This window comes from Microbulbifer marinus (assembly GCF_900107725.1).
Classification (GTDB): Bacteria; Pseudomonadota; Gammaproteobacteria; order Pseudomonadales; family Cellvibrionaceae; genus Microbulbifer; species Microbulbifer marinus.
The window spans coordinates 221,095-241,749 of the sequence record NZ_FNQO01000003.1; the positions used below are offsets into that span (position 1 = coordinate 221,095).

Annotated in this window: 19 protein-coding genes; 1 reads left to right on the forward strand and 18 read right to left on the reverse strand. The window is 60.9% G+C overall.

Annotation, left to right across the window (positions count from 1 at the left end; genetic code table 11):
- Positions 1–42: 42 nt before the first annotated feature.
- The 7 genes from BLW36_RS12935 to BLW36_RS12965 form a co-directional block, all read right to left on the reverse strand.
- On the reverse strand, positions 43–294 hold the full coding sequence (locus BLW36_RS12935; protein ID WP_139304891.1) for a hypothetical protein: 252 nt from the start codon (positions 292–294) through the stop codon (positions 43–45).
- Between the two features lie 4 nt (positions 295–298).
- The gene (locus tag BLW36_RS12940) at positions 299–1,117 is read right to left on the reverse strand and encodes an MBL fold metallo-hydrolase (RefSeq protein WP_091389248.1); all 819 of its coding nucleotides are present in this window, start codon (positions 1,115–1,117) and stop codon (positions 299–301) included.
- 130 nt (positions 1,118–1,247) lie between these two features.
- Positions 1,248–1,751, reverse strand: coding sequence for a protein disulfide oxidoreductase (locus BLW36_RS12945; RefSeq protein WP_244506255.1), 504 nt, complete (start codon positions 1,749–1,751; stop codon positions 1,248–1,250).
- A gap of 23 nt (positions 1,752–1,774) precedes the next feature.
- Positions 1,775–2,380, reverse strand: coding sequence for a thioredoxin family protein (locus BLW36_RS12950; protein WP_091389252.1), 606 nt, complete (start codon positions 2,378–2,380; stop codon positions 1,775–1,777).
- Positions 2,377–4,431 (reverse strand): protein-disulfide reductase DsbD family protein, encoded by a 2,055-nt coding sequence (locus tag BLW36_RS12955; RefSeq protein ID WP_091389255.1) that lies wholly within the window; start codon positions 4,429–4,431, stop codon positions 2,377–2,379. Before BLW36_RS12955 ends, BLW36_RS12950 begins: the two co-directional genes overlap by 4 nt.
- 172 nt (positions 4,432–4,603) lie before the next feature.
- The gene (locus BLW36_RS12960) at positions 4,604–5,383 is read right to left on the reverse strand and encodes a tRNA(His) guanylyltransferase Thg1 family protein (protein WP_091389258.1); all 780 of its coding nucleotides are present in this window, start codon (positions 5,381–5,383) and stop codon (positions 4,604–4,606) included.
- Entirely contained in the window at positions 5,373–5,819 is a 447-nt protein-coding gene (locus BLW36_RS12965) for an ATP-binding protein (protein WP_091390247.1), read from the reverse strand. The genes BLW36_RS12960 and BLW36_RS12965 overlap by 11 nt, the downstream gene beginning before the upstream one ends.
- Before the next feature lie 305 nt (positions 5,820–6,124).
- Here BLW36_RS12965 and BLW36_RS12970 point away from each other — a divergent pair, with 305 nt between their 5' ends.
- Positions 6,125–8,476, forward strand: a complete 2,352-nt coding sequence (locus tag BLW36_RS12970; RefSeq protein ID WP_091389262.1) for a DNA polymerase II — start codon at positions 6,125–6,127, stop codon at positions 8,474–8,476.
- Between the two features lie 24 nt (positions 8,477–8,500).
- On the opposite strand, the gene tsaA is transcribed toward BLW36_RS12970, so the two are convergent.
- The 11 genes from tsaA to ndk form a co-directional block, all read right to left on the reverse strand.
- Complete coding sequence (tsaA, locus tag BLW36_RS12975) at positions 8,501–9,187, reverse strand: tRNA (N6-threonylcarbamoyladenosine(37)-N6)-methyltransferase TrmO (RefSeq protein WP_091389266.1); 687 nt, start codon at positions 9,185–9,187, stop codon at positions 8,501–8,503.
- A 12-nt stretch (positions 9,188–9,199) separates the two neighbouring features.
- Positions 9,200–10,663, reverse strand: coding sequence for an NAD-dependent succinate-semialdehyde dehydrogenase (locus tag BLW36_RS12980; RefSeq protein ID WP_091389268.1), 1,464 nt, complete (start codon positions 10,661–10,663; stop codon positions 9,200–9,202).
- 114 nt (positions 10,664–10,777) lie between these two features.
- Positions 10,778–12,172, reverse strand: a complete 1,395-nt coding sequence (gene der / locus BLW36_RS12985; protein WP_091389270.1) for a ribosome biogenesis GTPase Der — start codon at positions 12,170–12,172, stop codon at positions 10,778–10,780.
- Positions 12,173–12,333: 161 nt separating this feature from the next.
- Positions 12,334–13,497 (reverse strand): outer membrane protein assembly factor BamB, encoded by a 1,164-nt coding sequence (gene bamB / locus BLW36_RS12990; RefSeq protein ID WP_091389274.1) that lies wholly within the window; start codon positions 13,495–13,497, stop codon positions 12,334–12,336.
- Positions 13,494–14,222 (reverse strand): YfgM family protein, encoded by a 729-nt coding sequence (locus BLW36_RS12995; protein WP_091389277.1) that lies wholly within the window; start codon positions 14,220–14,222, stop codon positions 13,494–13,496. Before BLW36_RS12995 ends, bamB begins: the two co-directional genes overlap by 4 nt.
- 90 nt (positions 14,223–14,312) lie before the next feature.
- Positions 14,313–15,575, reverse strand: a complete 1,263-nt coding sequence (gene hisS, locus BLW36_RS13000; RefSeq protein WP_091389281.1) for a histidine--tRNA ligase — start codon at positions 15,573–15,575, stop codon at positions 14,313–14,315.
- 221 nt (positions 15,576–15,796) lie between these two features.
- Positions 15,797–16,909 (reverse strand): flavodoxin-dependent (E)-4-hydroxy-3-methylbut-2-enyl-diphosphate synthase, encoded by a 1,113-nt coding sequence (gene ispG, locus BLW36_RS13005; RefSeq protein ID WP_091389284.1) that lies wholly within the window; start codon positions 16,907–16,909, stop codon positions 15,797–15,799.
- 100 nt (positions 16,910–17,009) lie between these two features.
- Entirely contained in the window at positions 17,010–18,092 is a 1,083-nt protein-coding gene (locus BLW36_RS13010; protein ID WP_091389286.1) for a RodZ domain-containing protein, read from the reverse strand.
- Entirely contained in the window at positions 18,082–18,861 is a 780-nt protein-coding gene (gene pilW / locus BLW36_RS13015; RefSeq protein WP_244506256.1) for a type IV pilus biogenesis/stability protein PilW, read from the reverse strand. Before pilW ends, BLW36_RS13010 begins: the two co-directional genes overlap by 11 nt.
- A 47-nt stretch (positions 18,862–18,908) precedes the next feature.
- The gene (rlmN, locus tag BLW36_RS13020; protein ID WP_091389291.1) at positions 18,909–20,036 is read right to left on the reverse strand and encodes a dual-specificity RNA methyltransferase RlmN; all 1,128 of its coding nucleotides are present in this window, start codon (positions 20,034–20,036) and stop codon (positions 18,909–18,911) included.
- A 58-nt stretch (positions 20,037–20,094) separates the two neighbouring features.
- Positions 20,095–20,523 (reverse strand): nucleoside-diphosphate kinase, encoded by a 429-nt coding sequence (gene ndk, locus BLW36_RS13025; RefSeq protein ID WP_091390250.1) that lies wholly within the window; start codon positions 20,521–20,523, stop codon positions 20,095–20,097.
- Positions 20,524–20,655 lie beyond the last annotated feature (132 nt).

Sequence of the window (20,655 nt, forward strand, 5' to 3'; positions counted from 1 at the left end):
CGCCCGACGTCAACAGCTATACAGTAATGACGCGGCTAGGAGTCACTTCGAATGAGTCTCTTTGCCGTTGGAAGCTGGGCAAAACTGAGAGAGGTAATACGCGGCTGCCTCACCACGCTTGTCATCCGGCAGGCCATCGAGCTGTGAGCCGAAATCGTAGGTGGTAACGTGAAGCAGGGTTGATCGCTCCACACCCGGAATCTTTTTCACATACGCCTGAACTTTGGTTCCGCCTTTCTCCGACGCCACTACCGGCCCATCAAATCCTGCCGGGCGACTTTTGGCGACACGCAACAAGTCACTTGGTATACCGACTGATATCGACTTGCAAGCAGGACGTGACCAGGTTTCTCTTGCTGAAGTTATAACGGCTGAGAACGCTCATCATGTTCTCTTTGCCCAGTAGGCGATGGGTGATCGCCTCGATACCCAACCCTTGTTGCTCCAACTCCTGAGCCTGTCCGGCCAGGTTGAGGAGGTAATCCAGCTTTTCCCGCAGCCGCTGTTTGCCACTCTCCACGACACCGCGGTGCGGGCACAGGATCACATCGAAATCATGCTCGAGTACCGTGTGGATACTCTCCATCAATGTGGGAATATGTTCGTCAATGCGCAGGAATTTCAGGTAGTTGGCAATATACAGGTCCGCGCTGAACAGCCAGCCCCGATCCCGCAGCAAATAACAGGTCATATCCTTGGCGTGTCCCGGCGTGAAGATCGGCGTAACCGACTCCTGCCCGATGCAAACTTCATCGGGATGCACCGCCGCTTTCGCCTTCCCGGCAGAGCCCCAGATCAATTTCTGCATCGGCGGAATGCGGAAGCCCCGCTTCAGGATCTCGGCGGTCGCGGCCGGTGCGAGCGGCTGCACACCAGTCAGCCTGTGAATGGCGCCGGCGTTACCGCTGTGGTCTTCGTGGTGATGGGTCAGTAACAGCTGACTGAACGGCGCGCCCTGCACGAATGGCTTGACGTACTTCCACTGGTTGCTAGGGCCGGTATCGACAATGGTGTCCTGCAGGCGGTAGACGATAAATGACGTGTTGATACCGAGGTTGAAACGGCCGACCCGCAGGGCATCGAGATCTTGGTAGCGGAAGGAATCGAGAACGGACACGGGCAACCCTCAAGAACACATGAAGGTTATTTGTACGCAATTGCGGCATGCGGGTAAATTGCAATTCCCGTGAATGTGGATGACCTATCGAGCCTGTGGTCACTCGATGGCGCCTGAGGTCTGATCACGGTCATTCGGTCATCGACAGCCTGAGCTTGAGCCCCATCTTGGATGTGGTACCCGAAGTCACCCAGGCGATTTTGCCACTGCTGTCGACGATGACGATGGTCGGTGTGACCCGCACCCCCCAGGATGCACTGAGTGCACCGCTGGGGTCATTGATGGTGGAGAACTGCAGCTCCTTCTGTTCGAGGTATTCCTCCAGTTCCGTGTCACTGCCGGACTGCATGGCGACGGTAATGACCTGATATTCCCGCGCAAGATCAGAGACTGCCGGCGATACCACCCGGCAATAGGGGCACCAGGTGGCCCAGAAGTAAATCAGCACCGGCCCCTGCGGTGACATCTGCTGCAGATCCAGCACGCTGCCCTCCAGGGACCTACCTACCAATGGCGGCGCTTGGTCGCTGGGCATATCCCGCTGCTGATAGTAGCCGACCGCGCCGACCACCAGCGCCGCGAGCAGGCAGAATCCCACCAGCTTGCGCAGCGCTGCAAACCACTTTATTCGCACAACGGCTTCTCTGCTTGCCTCAATCAGTACTTCACGCTGCAGCCGTAAGCCCGCGACGAGGCAACCGTGATCGCCTTACCATCCAGCGACGCATCCAGCGCGGCGGCAACGTAGTTTTTGGATTGGGGAATCACCGCCGGGTTGGCGGAATCGTTGTCGTCGATGGCACCGGCGTACACCACCTTGCCTTCCGGATTGATAATAAACATATGCGGCGTGGTCTTGGCGCCATAGGCACGGCCCATGCTGCCATCGCTGTCTAACAGGAAAGGCGCGCTGGCATTCAGCTCGTGGCTCGCGGCCACCGCCATGGCCTGCTCCGGCTCCAGGTAACCCTGCTTGCCTTTGGCCGAAGAAATCACGGTGAGCCAGTTGATCTCCTGAGCGGTGTATTTCTTCTGCAGCGCCTGCATATTGCCACTGCCGTAATGCTTTCTTACGTAGGGACATTCCTTGTTGAACCACTCGATCACCAGCCACTGGCCCTTGTAGTCCTCCAGCGAGTGGGTTTTGCCCTCGGCGTCCACTTCGGAAAAAGCCGGTGCTTTCTCACCGGGTGTGGCTACCGCCAGGGCCAGTGCCGGCACTGCCAGTGTCATCATCAGGACTCTTTTTATTACTTGCGTCATGGGGTGTCATCCTCTGCGTGTTGTGTACGTGGTTGCTCGCTAAACAGGGCAGCGATCGTGCGCTCCTGCAGGATCTGCGGTAACAGTTCCGGCTCGCGCGCACCGGGCGCGTACCAGGCATAGACCGGCACCGAGTTTCGCCCCAGCGCCGACAGCGCCGCGGTGATTTCCGGGTCCTGCCGGGTCCAGTCTGCCCGTATCAGCAGCACATCGTTGGCGCGAAATAATTCCATTATTTTCGGGGACTCCAGCACCAGCTTCTTGTTCACCTGGCAGGTAATGCACCAAGCGGCAGTGTAGTCGATAAACACCGGGCGGTTTTGCGCCAGCGCCTCCGCGATCATTGCCTTATCGTAGCGGTGCCATCCATTTGACACCGATGTTGACGTCACTGCCGGTTCCTCCGGCTGCGGTACTTGCAGTGCGCCAAATGCGCCTGCCGTCGCTGCCACCACCAGGGTATAGGCCGCCACCCTGCCGCCGCGGGCAAAGTTTCTGCCGAGCCAGAGCGCGAAAACAACCGCCAGCAATAGCAGTGCCCCGATCAGCCAGCCGCTCTCGCCGAGAATGCGCCCCAGTACCCACAGCAGCCAGATCACGGTGGCATAGAGCGGAAACGCCAATAGCTGTCGCAGTTTCTCCATCCACGGACCCGGTGCCGGCAACCTGTTCAGCAGTGCGGGGCTGGCGCAGAGCAGCAGAAACGGCGCCGCGAGGCCGGCGCCCAGGACGAGGAAGATCGCCATCGCCGCCACCGCCGGCAATGTCACCGCCGCCCCCAGCGCGGCGCCCATAAACGGGCCGGTACAGGGTGCGGCGACGAATACCGCCAGTACGCCGGTGGCAAAGGAACCGCCGTGACTGCGACCGGCGATGTTCATCAACCGGTGGCCGAATTCGAAGACCCCGCTGAACGACAGCCCCATCAGCCAGAACAACAGGATCAGCGCCAACACCACCGGCGCCGACTGCAGCTGAAAGCCCCAGCCAACTGCCGCGCCACCGGCGCGCAGTATCAGCAGCACCGCACCCAGCACGGCAAAGGTCGCGAGGACACCGGCGCTGTAGCGCAGGCCCTCGCGCAGGCGACTGGCGGTCGTCGCTCCCGTGCCGACCAGCCCGAACAGTTTGATGGACAGTACCGGGAAGACACAGGGCATCAGGTTCAGGATCATGCCGCCGGCAAAGGCGGCCAGCAGCAACAGCCACAGTGACTGGCCCGGCCGCATCACCCCGCCCACCGGCACTCCTTCCAATGACCAGGCGCGCTGGCCGTCGCTGATGACGAAGTCCGTCGCATCGGGTAACGAAGCTCCCGGTACGCGGGTGAAGGTGTAATTGATGCGATGCTCCGCAGTCTGAACCCGCGGCGCAGCGGCGGTGAGCAGCTCGCCATCGGTCGGAAATACCTGCGGCGGGACGGCGGCGCGGCCGCCTGTCGATGTGAGGGTCAGCCGCAGCGAGCCGGGGCCGGCTTCGCTTAGCCCGACTGGCCTCCACGGGCTCTGTCTCTGCGGAACCGGCACCCGCGCCTGAAAGCGATCGCGCAGGGCGCGATCGGCTGCGGGCCAGCTGCTCTGCTCCGCCACAGGCCGCGACAGCTGCATGGTGCCGAATCCGGGAATACAGTCGACTTTGCACACCAGCCATTCCAGATTTGCGTCGAGCTCGATCCGCTCGGCGCCGGCCGCTGGGGTTACATCGAACAGATAGGCGACGTCGCCCTCGTAGCCCAGATTGGTCAGGTGCTCGATCGGCAGGCGTACCGGAAACGGCCACTGGATATCGCCAACCTCGGCAGCGCTGCCGCGAAAGTCGAACCGCGGCGCGGCGCCCGAATCACCGGCGTTGCGCCAATAAACGTGCCAGCCCGGATCCACCTCGAAGTAAAAGCCGATGGTTTCCGCCGTTCCCTGCGCAAATGATTGCGGCGCCAGCCAGCGCACGCGCACATGGTCGCCGCGGGCAGAGTCTTGGGCGAATGTTGTTCCGGCGCCAATCGCGAGGAACAAGTAAATAAGGGTCGCAACGAGAATTTTCCGCGCAGCCACTGCAGCAGCCTCCCTGTGGGCATTAAACCCCGGTCCTGGCCGCCCATCGAACTGCGGAGCTGGCCAGTTATTGAATACGGACACGCCATTCAATCGGATTGCTGGTTTTGCTGCAAACCGGCGCCTCGCGAAATATCAAAGGAGACATTTCCGCCAGCCGCGAAGGAAGGGCTTATCCGTCTATTTCAGGCAGGCAAGCAGGCACAAATTCGCCGATAAAGTCGCTGTAGCGCTCCTTCATCGGCAGGTCCAAATCAACCTTGAGCCTGTTGCGACTGGCCTGGACACACTCGCCGGTTACCGGATTCTCACCATCTTTCAGATAGGTTTCCCAGTAGACACCGGTCCCTCGCTTTTGCCAGGCGGGCAGATCATTAAAGTTGACTCCTCGCTGGAAAAGGAATTCATTTTTTTCGGCCGTCGACTTACCCGCGAGTTCCGCAGCAGCGTCCTTGGGTGACACACCATCCTTGCGCAGACTCCAATAACAGTGGGCATTCAGGGCATTTCTGTGCGCATCCTCATTTCGCCAGCGAAAATAATCAATCACGAGCTGTCGACCTGGCAACTGAGATATGCGGCAATCAAAGGCTGCGACATCCGCCAGCTCCAAACTGAATTTAGCGCTCGCCTCTGCGGCCAGAATCGAATTGAATTTTCGTTCCTTGCGATCAAAAGAATTTTCGTTCAGATCGAAGAGCAGAGATATCTCATCACTCTGCGTATAGCCGTACAGCACCTTGAAACCACACTGCATCAAGTGTTTTACGGTTTCGATCATCATGTCCCTGAAGCGGGCATCGTAAGGCGCTTCAAATCGATGCCTGTCTCTGGTCAACGCTGTGAAGCAGCGCCCATCGATCCGCGCCACCATGTAGATGCCCGGCAATACACGGTGATCATTAGCGGTTTCATATATCCGCATTTTCTTGTCGAGTTCATCAAACTTCACTGTTCCAGACCTCAATGCGGTAGCGTCCCGCTTCCATGCTTACCCGGTAAAGCTCATCAAAGCCCTCCTGAAAGTCTGGCATCTCGAGCTTGCTATAGGTCCCTCTGATCCCCGCCTCAGGGATCCGGTCCTTTCCTTCCCGTAGAGCGTTTCTTTTCAGGCAGTCTTCCAGTGTTGAGGTAAAGTAGTAGCCCACCACGATAAATCTATGGCTCTTAAACGCGGAGATATACCGTTCCCGGTCTTTTCGGGTGGGGTTGGTATTATCTATTACCACAGGCTGCTTTGACTCCAGGCATGCGTCAAACAGGATTTTCTCGCGATGCCTGGTCTTCAGCATATCCAGGTTAAGGCGAATATGGGTTTTATAGAAATTATCGAGGTAAAAAGTAGATTTTCCGCTGGCTTGTAAACCAATAAAAATAATACCTTTCACGAGGCACTTTCCTATGCAATTGCCGGCACCCCGGACGGTGCGGCCCGGAGCCGATGAGGCTCCCAGGACGAACCCCCCAGGCATTGTGTTTGGCCTTTTTGTCCCTGCTGGCATCCTGGACCAGCAGCCACACGGCCAATGCCAGCAGAACATTTATACGAAGGTCAGGAAGCATCATCAACCTCCCAAGGCTTTTTACTGGCGGCCAGATGCCCGAGAACCAATTTCTGTCGCCATTCGGCAACTACTGATATCTGTGTATTTATCCAGTAAAATGATGCAAACCCTCAACCCAAGATAGTCCCTTGCCACAAGGATTTCTCCTCAGCCGCCACAGCTTCGACCAGGGCGGCAGCACTTGCATCCACTACTGGCTGACCACGCCCCAGGGCCCGGCCAAGCTGGTCATTGAGGGAGAGCAGCCCGTCTTTATGGTGAAGGTGGCAGACCGGGCCCGGGTGTCCGAGGTTCTAGCCAATGTGCCCCACCAATGGCGGCAGCTGGGCTTTCAGACCTTTGACCGCGAGGAAGCGGCCATGCTGTATTTTCCCACCATCGATGCCCACCGCCGGGCCCAGTCCCAATTGCAAAACCGCGGCATCGAGGTGCTGGAAGGTGACTTTCGTCTCCACGACCGTTATCTGATGGAACGCTTTGCCCGGGGTGGTCTCTACTTCGAAGGCCGCGCTCGGGCCAGAAATGGCTATACCGAATATCGCCAGGTGCGCCTCAAGGGCGCCGAGGTGCAGCCGGATTTCAACGTCGTGTCGTTGGATGTGGAGTGCTCCGGCCAGGGCGAGCTGTATTCCATCGGTCTCTATGGCCACGGGGTGGAGGAAGTGCTGATGGTGGGGCAGCCCCAGAGCGCCGACACGGCCATTTACTGGGTGGATGACGAGCGGGCCCTGCTCAAAGCCCTGGAGGCCAGGTTCAATAGTCTGGATCCCGACATCATTATCGGCTGGTCCGTGGTGGACTTTGATTTTCGGCTGCTGCTGAAAAGGGCCCAACGCCACGGCCTGCGCCTGAAGCTCGGCCGGGGTGGCGCGGATGCCCGCTGGCGGGATGGCCGGGACGGCAGCCAGGGCTTTGTCACCCTACCGGGTCGGGTGGTGCTGGACGGCATCGACGGACTGAAGAGCGCCACCTACAATTTCGAGAGCTTCAGCCTGGAGTTCGTGGCCCAGGCGCTGCTGGGCAGGGGCAAGGACACCGAAGACGTGGACAACCGCCTGAGCGTGATTGAACACGACTTTCGCCATAACAAGCCCAAGCTGGCCGCCTATAACCTGGAAGACTGTCGCCTGGTCTGGGACATCTTCCTGCACACCCGGCTGCTGGATTACCTGCGTCTGCGGGCCCAGCTCACCGGCCTTGAACTGGATCGCAGCGGCGGCTCTGTCGCGGCCTTCACCAACCTCTATCTGCCCAAACTACACCGCAGCCGCTATGTGGCGCCCAACCTGCCCGCCGATGGCGGCCTGGCCAGCCCGGGCGGCTATGTAATGGACTCCCGGCCGGGCCTTTACGACAACGTGCTGGTGCTGGATTTCAAGAGCCTGTATCCGAGCATTATCCGCACCTTCAAGATCGATCCGATGGGGCTTGTCGAGGGCCTCGCAGACGACGCCATCCCCGGTTTTCGCGGCGCACGCTTTTCCCGTGACCGACATTTCCTGCCGGACATCATTGCCAACCTTTGGGCCCAGCGGGACATCGCCAAGCGGGAGCGGGACGCCGCTCGCTCCCAGGCCATCAAGATCATCATGAACTCCTTCTACGGGGTACTGGGCTCAGGCGGCTGCCGTTTCTACGACACCCGCCTGGCCAGCTCCATCACCCTGCGTGGCCACGAGATCATGCAGCAGACCGCCCGTTGGATAGAAGAGCTGGGCCACCAGGTGATCTATGGCGATACCGATTCCACTTTTGTGTGGCTGAGCGGCCGGCCCAGCCCGGAAGAAGCCGATGCCACCGGCAAGGCCCTGGCAGGCGAGATCAACAGCCGCTGGCGGCACAAGCTCAAAGAAGAGCTGCAGCTGGACTGCCTGCTGGAGCTGGAATTCGAAACCCATTACCGGCGCTTTTTGATGCCGACCATTCGCGGCTCGGAGGCCGGCTCCAAGAAACGCTACGCGGGCCTGGTCGTGAACCGAGACGAGGAAAAACTGGTATTCAAGGGCCTGGAAACGGTGCGCAGCGACTGGACCGCCCTGGCCAAGCAGTTCCAGACCCAGCTCTACGCCATGGTGTTTCGGGGGGAGGATCCGTCCGACTATATCCGCGAGACGGTGGCGAAAACCCGGGCCGGGGAACTGGACGAGCAGCTGGTGTACCGCAAGCGGCTCAGGCGCAAATTGGAGCAATACGTCAAAAACGTGCCGCCCCATGTGCGGGCGGCGCGACTGGCCGATGATAGCCGCCGCCAGCAGGGCCTGGCGCCCCGCTACCAGAACAAGGGCTGGATCCGCTATGTGATCACCCTCAATGGCCCGGAGCCGGTGGAGCATCGCCAGTCGCCGATGGACTACCAGCACTATATTGACCGACAGCTCAAGCCAGTGGCCGATGCCATCTTGCCGTTTGTAGAGCTGGATTTCGACAGCCTGGTAGATGGCCAGCTGGGGCTGTTCAGAGCCACGGGTGAGAAATCTTAGCGTTAACGGAAACGACCTTGTCCGTTACTCCAGCCCCACAACTTCGAGCGCCTCCGAAGAAAGGTAGCGCCAGCGCAGATTAAATCCGCACAGTTCCATACCGTAAATGCGATCGGAGTCAGGCTGCTGGTACGCGGGCTTGGGGTCCTGGGCCAGCACCTGTTCGATCAGCCGCGGCAGGTCCGTGCCCCAGTCATCTTTATATGCGGCAGCCTGCTCGCGAATATGATCCGGAATCGACACGGTAGCTGGTGCCGGCGGTGCGCTGGCAAATCCGCTCTGCGCATCGCCCAGCGCGTCTGCGTAGGGAATGTAGGGCTTGATATCCAGCACCGGGGTGCCGTCCACCAGGTCGGCCCCGCCGATAATCAGCTCGACTCTCGGTTGGGTACGCACTTCCAATAGGCGCACAACCGACAGGCCGATATTGTTCGGGCGAAATGGTGAACGGGTGGCGAGGACGCCGAGCTTCTTGTTGCCGCCGAGACGCGGCGGGCGCACCTTGGCGGACCACTGGCCGGCGGCCTGGTGGAACTGGAAGATCACCCAGATATGAGTGTTCTCTTCCAGCCCGGCCACCGCATCCGGCGTGTCCAGCGGCGGCAGCAGTTCAATCGCCGCGCGACTGGCGTCGGCCAGCAGCGGCTGGCGGGGAACGCCGAACTTCTCGCCAAAGCAGGAGCGTACGCGCGCGATGGGTTCGACGTTCATTGAGTAGCAGATTTATTTATCGATACCGCCGAGGCAGAGGTACTTAATTTCCAGGTAGTCGTCGATACCGTACTTGGAACCCTCGCGGCCCTGGCCGGATTCCTTGACGCCGCCAAAGGGAGCCATCTCGTTGGAGATGATGCCCTCGTTGATGCCGACCATGCCGTACTCCAGCTTCTCGGCGACACGCCAGATGCGGCCGATATCGCGGGAGTAGAAATAGGAAGCGAGGCCGAATTCGGTATCGTTGGCCATGCGGACCACGTCCTCCTCGGTGGAGAACTTGAACAGCGGCGCGACCGGACCAAAAATCTCTTCCTTGAACAGGCGCATATCGTCGTTGACGTCGGTCAGTACCGTCGGTGCATAGAAGCACTCGCCCATGTCGCTGGGACCGCCACTGACGACCGGCTTGGCGCCTTTCTGCAGCGCGTCGTCCACCAGCTCCTGTACGCCGGTTACCGCCTTGCCGGTGATCAGTGGACCGACATCGGTGCCCTCTTCCGCGCCGTTACCCATCTTCAGCGCGTTGACGGCTTCGGTGAATTTCTTCGCAAACGCGTCGTAAATACCTTCCTGCACGAAAATGCGGTTGGCGCAGACACAGGTCTGGCCGGCGTTGCGGTATTTACAGATGATCGCGCCTTTGACCGCTTCATCGATATCCGCGTCGTCGAACACAATAAACGGCGCATTGCCGCCCAGCTCCATCGACGCCTTCTTGATGGTCTCGGCGCACTGGGCCTGCAATTTTTTGCCGACGGCGGTGGAACCGGTGAAGGTGAACTTGCGCACCAGCGGGTTGCCCGTCATCTCCTCGCCAATCTCGCGCGAGCTCTTGCCGGCCACCACATTGAACACCCCGGCAGGGATGCCGGCTTCTTCTGCCAGCACCGCCAGTGCCAGTGCTGAAAGCGGTGTTTCCGACGCGGGTTTGGCAATGAAGGGACAGCCGGCGGCCAGTGCCGGGGCCATCTTGCGCGCGATCATCGCGCTGGGAAAATTCCACGGCGTGATGGAGCAGGTAACACCGACCGACTGCTTGATCACGACGATGCGCTTGTCATTGGACGGCGGCGCAATGACATCGCCGTAAACGCGCTTGGCCTCTTCGGAGAACCACTCGATATAGTTGGCGCCGTAGACGATCTCGGTCTTGGCTTCGGAGAGCGGCTTGCCCTGTTCGGCGGTGAGAATCTTTGCCAGGTCGTCGGCATTGTCGATGATCAGGTCATACCAGCGTCGCAGGATCTTCGCGCGCTCCTTGACGGTGGCATCGCGCCAGGCGGGCCAGGCCTCGCTGGCCGCCTCGATGGCGCGGCGGGTTTCCGCCGCACCCAGATTGGCGATGCTGGCTATGACTTCGCCGGTGGCAGGATTGGTGACATCGAAAGTCTCGCCGGAATCGGCGTCTATCCACTTGCCGCCTACGTAAGACTGTTTGACCAGCAGCGAAGAGTTTTTCAGGTCCAGCATGGCATTCTCCTTTGTAGCCGTCGTTGCCGTATCCCCATTTCTTCCGCGTGCGGAAGCGGGCGCTCGCTTGTTATTGCTGCGCGCCGGGGGAAATTCTCGTCGAAACCTCTATCTCTATTTTTTCTTTTTAACAAACTTCATCAGGCGGCGCTTCTTGGCCTTCTGGCGATCGGTCAGTTTGTTCTTTTTATCCGCATAGGGGTTGGTGCCGGTACGGAACTCGATCTTGACCGGCGTACCATGCAGATCCAGCGCCTTGCGGAAAGTTTTTTCCAGGTAGCGCACATAGTGCGCCGGCACCTGCTCGGTCTGGTTGCCGTGAATCACGATCACCGGCGGGTTCTGGCCACCGGCATGGGCATAGCGCAGCTTGATCCGGTGTCCGTGCACCAGCGGAGGCTGGTGTTCACTCACTGCCCACTGCAGGATACGCGTCAGGTGATTGGTGGACAACTTGTCGGTCGCGCTCTGGTAAGCCGACTCGATGGACTGGTACAGATTGCCGACACCGGTGCCGTGCAGCGCGGAGATAAAATGGATATCCGCGAAGTCAACGAAGCGCAGACGCCGCTCCAGTTCCGCTTTCACATATTCGCGGTGATCGGCTTCGAGCCCGTCCCATTTGTTCAGCGCCACCACCAGCGCGCGGCCGGCCTGGATAACACTGCCCATCAGGTGCATGTCCTGGTCCACCAGCCCCTCGCGGGCATCGATGACCAGCACCACCACGTTAGCGTCTTCCACCGCCTGCAGCGTTTTGACGATGGAGAATTTCTCCACCGACTCCTTGATGTTCTTGCGCCGGCGGATGCCGGCGGTGTCGATCAGCGTGTAGGGTTTGTCGTCGCGCTCGTAATTGATATAGACACTGTCGCGGGTGGTGCCCGGCTGGTCGTAGACCACCACGCGATCCTCACCCAGCAGCCGGTTGACCAGCGTCGACTTGCCGACATTGGGTCGGCCGACGATGGCGATCTTGATACCCTTGGCCTCTTCCTCTTCCACCGGCTCGGCCTGCTCGGGCAGGTCCTCGACCACGCGCTGCATCAGGGTGCGCACGCCGCGGCCGTGGGTGGCGGTGGTGGGGAAGAGCTCGCCGATACCCAGCTCATAGAAGGGCGCCAGTGCGATATCCGGGTTGACGCCGTCGACCTTGTTGGCCACCAGCAAAGTCGGCTTGGAGCGCGTGCGCAGCTGGTCGGCAATCATCTGGTCGGCCGGCGTCAGTCCCGCGCGGCAGTCCACCAGGAACAACACGACATCGGCCTCTTCGATGGCCTGCATCGACTGCTGCGCCATGGCCGCGTCTATCCCCTCTTCGCCACCGCTGATACCGCCGGTGTCGACCAGGATCACCTTGTGGCCGTCGATCTCGGCCTCGCCGTACTTGCGGTCGCGGGTCAGACCGGCGTAGTTGGCCACCAGGGCGTCACGGCTCTTGGTAAGCCGGTTAAACAGTGTGGATTTGCCCACATTCGGGCGCCCGACGAGGGCGATTACTGGCAGCATAAATCAGTCTACTCAAGGCAAAATCGCTTTTGCCATAAATGCGAACGCCCGCAGGATGCGGGCGGTAGTTACTTCAGTGCGGACCGGCGGCCCGCCTTGCCCTCTTCCCCGGACTCTCCCCCAAAATGGAAAACAGATCCCGGCAAGACGGCCAGGTTGTCTTAACGGCGCTCCAGGCGCAGGGCCACCAGCTTGCCGTCATCGGACAACGCGAACAACAGGTCGCCATCCACTAGCATTGGGATACGCACCGGATCGCCGTCGATGCGCTCGCGGCCGATCATGGTGCCAGTGGCCGGATCCATTACGTGCAGGTAGCCCTCCAGGTCGCCGACGACTACCACTTCGCCGAAATAGGCCGGCGCGCTCAGCTGGCGGCGCAGCAGATCGTTGTTGCTCCAGACGATCTGGCCATTGCCCACATTGTAGGCATAGACACTGCCTTCAGCATCGCTCAAGTATACATTGCCCGCGCCCACGGCCACGCTGTGATTCGTGGAGGCATCGCGCGCCCAGAGGCCGCGACCGTCTTCGCGCGACAGGGCCACGACGCGCCCCTGATAACTGGCGGCAAACACCAGGTCGCCGCGCACCACCGGCGCGCCATCGATATCCACGACCCGCTCCAGCTCGGCGGAGCCCTGCGGAATCGCCACGCGCTGCTCCCAGCGCGGCACGCCGTCGCGCGCGTCCAGAGCAAGCAGCTTGCCGTTATCGAGGCCGGCGATCACAACGCCACCAGAAATCACCGGCGACGCAGTGCCGCGCAGGGTCAGGACCGGCAGCACGGTGCTGTGGCTCCAGCGCTCTTCACCACTGGTCGCATCCAGGCCGATCAGTTTGCCGTCGACGGTCTGCAATACCACCACGCCGGCGCCAACCGCCGGTGTGGAAACCACTTCACCGGAAACCTGGTAGGTCCACAATTGCTTGCCGTCGTTCAGGTCGAGCGCCACGACGCGGCCGCGGTAGTCCGCGACCACCACGATGCCCAAACCGACACCGACACCACCGCTGATCTCGATATCCAGATCCGTCTTCCACTGGCGCTTGCCAGTGCTGCGGTCGAAGGCGAATACGTCACCCTCGCTGTTGGCGGCTACCAGCTTGCCCGCGGCAATACCGGGCTGCAGCATCGCGTACAGTTTCGCGTCGATATCGCCGATACCGGCCGACCAGACTTTTTTCAGCTCGACACTGGCATCGATGTCCACCAGTTCGACCGGGTCCGTATCTTCCTTCTCGTCATTGGAGGCGCAGGCGGCGAGTGCCACCGCCAGTGCGATGGCTACTGCGCGGCTTGTCGCGCGGGAAAGGAATTTCATTGCTCGTCACTCTCCTGTGCCGGCGTTGCGTTCTCTTCGCTGGTATCGTCGCTGGCGTCAGCCGAGGGCTCCGCACCGGCCAGGCTCTCGGCCTTCAGACGCAGCACCTGGGCGCTGCCCGCCTGCTCCGGCAGCAGTTGCGCCAGCGCCTGCTGGTAAGCGGCGCGTGCGGCCTCTTCCTCACCCTTTTGCAACAGGATGTCGCCACGGGTCTCCGCAAACAGGGCGGCGAAAGATGGGGGCACATTGCCGTCGACCAGTTGCAGCGCCTCGTCCGGCTTGCCGCGCGCAGCCATAACCGATGCCAGGCGGCGCTTGGCCAGCAGCTGCAATGCGGTCTCACCGGTATTGTCGAATACCCACTGCAGTTCCTTCTCGGCAGTTTCCAGATCGTTGTTTTCCGCTGCCAGCGCCGCCAGACGCAGGGAGGCCTGGCTCGCGTAGATGCGCTTGGCGAAATCATCCTTCAGCTGCTGGGCAATGGTTTTGGCCGTAGTCAGCTGTTTGTTGTCGGGTGCGCCCTCATTGGCAGACACCGCCTCGACAAAGCCCTGGTACAGGTTGGAGGCCTCTTCCGCCTTGGCGCGTTCGGCGCCCTGCCACCACTGGTAACCAAAGTAGCCCACCAGTGCCAGCACCACGCCGGTCACAATGCCCTTGCCGTTTTCCGCCCACCAGCGCTTCAGTGATTCTATTTGTTCTTCTTCGGTAAGATGGTCAGCCATTCGATAAATCGCCTTTCCTGTAAATTATTAAATCTTCCCAATGGAGCGGACTCGGCCGCTGCCTATTGTTCTGCTGTTGCAATCAGCTTGTCAGCCCTGGAGCAGTGCCGCCAGCTCGGACAGTGCCACCGTTTGCTGTGGCGCCTCGGCGCGCAGGAATTTCACCGTGACCTGAGCGGCCGCGGCCTCGTCCTCTCCGATGATCAGCGCATAGTCGGCGCCGCTCTTGTCAGCCTTCTTCATCTGGCTCTTGAAACTGCCGCCGCCGCAGTGCGTCTGCAGCCGCAGCCAGGGCAGCTCGTCGCGCAGCTGCTCCGCCGCGGCCAAGGCTGCCGATTGTACATCACCCACGGCCACCAGATAGGCGTCTACCTGCTGGTCCAGCGCCTCCGGCAGTACTGCGAGGGTTTCCAGCATCAGCACCAGGCGCTCGACGCCGAGTCCGAAGCCCACCGCCGGGGTCGGCTTGCCACCCATCTGCTCCACCAGGCCATCGTAGCGGCCACCGGCACAGACAGTGCCCTGGGCGCCGAGGCTGTCGGTGATCCACTCGAATACGGTCTTGCCGTAGTAGTCGAGTCCACGCACCAGCTTCGGATTGATCTCGTAGGCGACGCCGGCCGCATCCAGCAGCCCGCGCAACTGACTGAAATGCTCCGCCGATTCCTCATCGAGGAAATCCAGTAGACAGGGCGCCTCCGCCAGCAGTTCCTGAGTCTGGGGGTTTTTGCTGTCGAGAATGCGCAGCGGGTTGCGCTCCAGGCGCCGCTGGCTGTCTTCGTCGAGCTGATCGCGACGGGCGGTCAGGTATTCCACCAGCGCATCGCGGTAAGCCGCGCGGCTGGCGGAGTTGCCGAGGGAGTTGAGCTGCAGCTTTACATGCTGGTCAATGCCCAGCTGGCGCCACAGGCGCGCGGTCATAATCAGAATTTCCGCGTCGATATCCGGCCCCTCGATGCCGAACACTTCGACACCGAACTGGTGAAACTGACGCAGGCGGCCCTTCTGCGGCCGCTCATAGCGGAACATCGGGCCGAAATACCACAGGCGCTGCGGCTGATTCAGCAGGTTGTTCTGGATGGCCGCGCGCACGGTGCCGGCGGTGCCCTCGGGGCGCAGGGTGACACTGTCACCGCTCTTGTCGTCGAAGGTGTACATCTCCTTTTCGACGATATCGGTGGCCTCACCGACCGCGCGGCTGAACAGCTGGGTCGCCTCCAGGTACGGAGTGCGGATCTCACTGTAGCCGTAGCGGGCGAAGAGTTCGCTCAGGGTGGATTCCACGTACTGCCAGACCGGTGACTGTTCCGGCAGCAGATCGTTCATGCCGCGTATTGCGCGAAGCTGTTTCAACGGTGTTCCTTAACTCTTAATCCAGAATTTCTGCACTTATCTTATCGGAGCGGCCCTTGGTCGCCATCGGGGGCTGCGAACGGCGCTACGGTTCGAGCCTGTGGCGGCCCCGCTGCCGGGCGCCACTCGCTTAAAAGCCTGATCGGCAAATGTTTCCCGAATGGCGCCCGGCATCGTGGCCTTCGCATCAGGGCCCGGGGTGTTGTCCCCGTCCCCTGGAATTACGCCTTGGCGATGATGTCCGCCTCGCGCTCTTCCTTGGCCGCGGCCTTTTCACGGATCAGGCGCTCCAGGTCGTCGACCAGGTTGTCATTGGTGAACTTGCGGTTCGGCTGGCCGTCAACATAGATGGCGTGACTGGGGGTTCCGCCGGCGAGACCGATATCCGCCTCCCTGGCTTCACCCGGGCCATTGACGATGCAGCCGATCACCGCCACATCCAGCGGTGTGGTGATGTCCTCGAGGCGCGTCTCCAGCTCGTTCATGGTTTTCACCACGTCGAAGTTCTGCCGCGAGCAGCTCGGACAGGCGATAAAGTTAATGCCCTTGGTGCGCAGGCGCAGGCTCTTCAGCAGGTCCCAGCCCACCTTCACCTCTTCCACCGGGTCCGCGGCCAGGGACACGCGCAGGGTATCGCCGATGCCGTCCAGCAGCAGCGCACCGAGGCCGATCGCCGATTTGACCGTACCGGAGCGCAGGCCACCGGCTTCGGTGATGCCGAGGTGCAGCGGCTGTTCGATCTGCTGCGCCAGCTTGCGGTAGGCGGCGGTGGCCATAAAGATATCCGAGGCCTTGACGCTTACCTTGAAGTTCTGGAAATCCAGGCTGTCGAGGATCTCCACGTGGCGCAGCGCCGACTCCACCAATGCGTCCGGGGTCGGCTCGCCGTATTTTTTCTGCAGGTCCTTTTCCAGCGAACCGGCGTTGACGCCGATACGGATCGGGATATTCAGGTCGCGGGCCTTATCCACCACCGCGCGAATGCGCTTTTCACGGCCGATATTACCGGGGTTGATACGCAGGCAGTCGACACCCAGGTCCGCCACGCGCAGCGCGATGCGGTAGTCGAAATGGATATCCGCCACCAGCGGCACCGTCACCTGCTTCTTGATCTCACCAAAGGCCTCGGCGGCATCCATGCTCGGCACAGAGACGCGCACTATGTCCGCGCCGGCCTGCTGCAGGCGCTGCACCTGCCCGACCGTCGCCGCCACATCGCAGGTGTCGGTGTTGGTCATACTCTGCACCGAAATCGGCGCTCCACCGCCGACAGGCACATTCCCCACCATGATCTGGCGCGACACGCGGCGAACGATGGGTGACTCGAATTGCATAGGGTTGACCTGGCAGTTTTACTGACTAAACAAGAGGGGAGGATTATAGAGAGATTGGGCGCAAACCTACAGGGTCCGCGCCCTCGGGAGGAAAGAGAGACTATTCGCCGACCGTCAGGCGGCGGGTGCGGCGGTTGCCCACCGGGTCGCTCTCGATCAGCTCGCCCCGATAGCGCACTTCGGTGCCGCTGGCGTTGCCGAGCATCAGACTGAAAGGCGGCTGCCCGGTCAGCTCAACCTCGGAGCCGGCGGCCTGCAGCTTGGCCAGCAGCACCGTGCCGCTCGCATCCTTGACCTCTACCCAGGCCTCTTCGGCAAAATTCAGTTGCAGCGCACCGGTCGGGGCTGCCGCGGCTTCGACCACGGACACAGGCGCCTCGGCAACCGCTGGCGCAGGCTCAACTACCGAAGCCGGCGTCTCAGCAGCGGAGGTCTCGACAACCGGCTCCCCTGCCGCGGCCATCTCTACACTCGGCTCATCGACGACCGGTTCAGCGAGCAGCTCGCTTTCTTCGACCTGGGTAGCAGCCGGCTCGACGGAACCTGCCGCTGCAAATTCCTCTTCCCCTGCGGACGCGTCGAGCGATGCCTGGTCGCCAGCGAGGTTCACAGCCTCTGCGGCCTGCTCAGGGTCAGCATCAGATTGCTGCTCGCCCACCAGCACGGCGCCCTGCACCTCGGCGACGGGGGCCGTTACTGCCATTTCGTCATATGAGGGATTCTGCGCGAACACCGCGGGCGGCGCCACGTCGCGGCCATTCATCCACCAAAAGACACCGCCGACCACCAACAGTGGCAACAGCGCCAGCCCTTTCAGGCTGCGTTTGCGCTCCTGCACCACGGTACTGCGGCTGACGTGCGCGACGATATCGCGGCTTGTCTCTTCTGCCGTGCAGTAACCGGCATAGGCCTGCAACACCGGCTCGGCATCGATACCCAGCTCTTTACAGGCGTTGCGGATATAGCCGCGCACATAGAGCGCGCCGGGCAGACGGTCGTACTCGTCGCGCTCCAGCAGCTCCAGTTTGTTACCGATCATGCACAGGCGGCGGGACAGCTCCTTGCGACTGAGGCCAGCCTGTTCCCGCGCGCGACGCAACTGGCTGCCGGGGGAGTTATCCAGTTCCTGCTCGCTGCTCTCCAGCGGGCGCTCTGGTGTAATTTCGGAAATGTTAGCCGTCATTTGCCATCATCTGTTGGTACTTCAGCGTTTCCGCCGAATAGGGATAAAGGTTTTTCAGCGCCAGGGCGTAACTCCGTTCCTTGTCCCGATTGCCAAAGACTTTCTCGATGCGGATACCCAGCCACAATGACTGCGGTACCTGCCGGTTGTTAGCACTGTATCTGTCCAGGTAGTGCTTTGCCTGTGTATAGTCACCGGCATCAAACTTGAGTTCCGCCAGCTCAAGCAAAGCCTGCGGCAGGTTGGCGCTCAGCGCCAGTGCGCGGGTATAGGCTTTTTCCGCCTCTTCCACCTTGCCGAGCTTGGCGGCGGTGCGGCCGTAGTTGGCCAGCGCGTAGGAGCGGCGATTGTAGGTGAGATCCGCGGAGGCCTTTTCAAACTGCTCCAGCGCCTCCTCGAAACGCTCCTGCTGGTACAGGAAGACACCGTAGTTGGTGCGCGCCATGGAGAAGCTGTCGTCGTAGCGCAGCGCCTTCTTGAAGTGGGATTCGGCCACATCCAGTTCCCCGTCCGTCTGGTACAGCAGCGCGAGGCCATGGTGAGCGAGCGGGTTTTTCTTGCCCAGCTCGAGGGCCTTGTTGAAATGGTGGCGCGCGGACTCGCGGTTTTTGCCGCTCTGCAGGTAGCGCAGCCCCAGCTGTACGTGGGTCTCCAGCGCCTTTTCCAGATTAACTTCCGGGCGCGGCGGCAGACCGGTGGTCACACAGCCACTCAGCCAAATACTGACAATCAGCCCCGCCAGTGGCAGGGTAAGGGTTTTCGCGAACACAACATCACCCGTGTTTTTTATAGTGCGTTGAATAACGGCGGCGTTGTTCAGCCGACAATGCGGACCGGCCGCTCGGCATTGCGATAACGTTCGGAGCGACGCGTGCGATCGTTGACACTACCGGCCAGCTGGCCGCAGGCCGCGGCAATATCATCGCCGCGGGTCGTACGCACGGTTACCGTATAGCCTTTGTCCAACAAAATCTGTTGAAAGCGTCGCAAAGCATTGTTGCTAACCCGCTGGTAGTCGGACAACTCGAACGGATTGAAGGGTATCAGATTTATCTTAACAGGCACATCGCGCAGCAGCTCGGCCAGCTGCTCGGCGTGCTCCGGGCGGTCGTTGACCTCCCGCATCATGGTGTACTCGATGGTCATCTTGCGATGGGTGTCGGGCATACGCTCGATATAGCGCTTGGCGCTGTCGAGCAGCATCGCAATCGGGTACTTCTTGTTGATCGGCACCAGCTCGTTGCGCAGCTCGTCGTTGGGCGCGTGCAGCGAGATCGCCAGGCTCACATCGGTAACATCGGCCAGGCGGTCCAGTGCCGGCACCACGCCGGAGGTGGACAACGTAACCCTTCGCTTGGAGATGCCGTAGGCATTGTCTTCCATCATCAGGTTCATCGCGTCGACGACGTTGTCGAAGTTGAGCAGGGGCTCGCCCATGCCCATCATCACCACATTGGTCACCTTGCGCGGGCCTTTCGGCTGCAGCTGGCCGAACGACTTACAGGCGATCCATACCTGGCCAATGATCTCGGCCGCGGTCAGGTCGCGGTTGAAGCCCTGTTTGCCGGTTGCACAGAAGCTGCAATCCAGGGAGCAACCCACCTGGGAGGAGACGCACAGGGTGCCGCGATCGCCATCGGGGATATAGACGGTCTCGATCGCGTTGCCGCCCTCGACCTGGATCAGCCACTTGCGCGTACCGTCAGCGGAATCCCACTGGCCCAGTACTTCCGGTGCGCGGATCTCGGCAACTTCCGCCAGTTTCTGGCGCAGTGCCTTACTGACATTGGTCATCTGGTCGAAGTCGTCGACCCCGTTCTGGTGAATCCACTTCAATACCTGTACGGCGCGGAAACGCTTTTCACCCAGCGACTCGAAGAACGCAGCCAGCTTGTCGACGGACAGGCCGAGCAGGTTGGTTTTTTCGGTTTGCGCTTGGGTCATGAAGTCACCTCGGGGGGATAGGTTGCGCCGACCCGGACGGGCCGGCGCGAATGCGGCCTTATGCGCGCGGGCAGATCTCGTCGTCGGCGAAGAAGTAGCTTACTTCGCGCGCGGCGGATTCGGCGGAGTCAGAGCCGTGTACCGCATTGGCATCGATGCTCTGGGCAAAGTCGGCGCGGATGGTGCCGGCAGCGGCTTCCTGCGGGTTGGTCGCGCCCATCAGATCGCGGTTGGCCAGGACGGCGTTCTCGCCTTCCAGGACCTGCACGACAACCGGACCGGAGGTCATGAAGTCAACCAGATCTTTAAAGAACGGACGCTCTTTGTGCTCGGCGTAGAAGCCTTCGGCCTTTTCGCGGGACAGGTGCAGCATTTTCATGGCAACGATACGCAGGCCGGCCTTTTCGAAGCGGCTTTCAATTTCGCCGATTACATTCTTGGCTACCGCGTCCGGCTTGATGATGGAAAGGGTGCGTTCCAGGGCCATGTTGTTCTCCAAATTAACAGTTTTTACATACAGAAAGAGCAACTTGAATAGTTGCTCTTCCCTGAATTCCAGTATTGCCCACACGTGAGCGCTCAAAAAACGAGCACCACCTTTTGCGGCGGGCGGATTATA

Coding starts and splice junctions, on each gene's coding strand:
- BLW36_RS12950 (WP_091389252.1), bottom strand. CDS start 2,380: ATGACGCAAGTAATAAAAAGAGTCCTGATGATGACACTGGCAGTGCCG.
- tsaA (WP_091389266.1), bottom strand. CDS start 9,187: ATGAACGTCGAACCCATCGCGCGCGTACGCTCCTGCTTTGGCGAGAAG.
- BLW36_RS12980 (WP_091389268.1), bottom strand. CDS start 10,663: ATGCTGGACCTGAAAAACTCTTCGCTGCTGGTCAAACAGTCTTACGTA.
- der (WP_091389270.1), bottom strand. CDS start 12,172: ATGCTGCCAGTAATCGCCCTCGTCGGGCGCCCGAATGTGGGCAAATCC.
- bamB (WP_091389274.1), bottom strand. CDS start 13,497: ATGAAATTCCTTTCCCGCGCGACAAGCCGCGCAGTAGCCATCGCACTG.
- BLW36_RS12995 (WP_091389277.1), bottom strand. CDS start 14,222: ATGGCTGACCATCTTACCGAAGAAGAACAAATAGAATCACTGAAGCGC.
- ispG (WP_091389284.1), bottom strand. CDS start 16,909: ATGCAATTCGAGTCACCCATCGTTCGCCGCGTGTCGCGCCAGATCATG.
- BLW36_RS13010 (WP_091389286.1), bottom strand. CDS start 18,092: ATGACGGCTAACATTTCCGAAATTACACCAGAGCGCCCGCTGGAGAGC.
- rlmN (WP_091389291.1), bottom strand. CDS start 20,036: ATGACCCAAGCGCAAACCGAAAAAACCAACCTGCTCGGCCTGTCCGTC.
- ndk (WP_091390250.1), bottom strand. CDS start 20,523: ATGGCCCTGGAACGCACCCTTTCCATCATCAAGCCGGACGCGGTAGCC.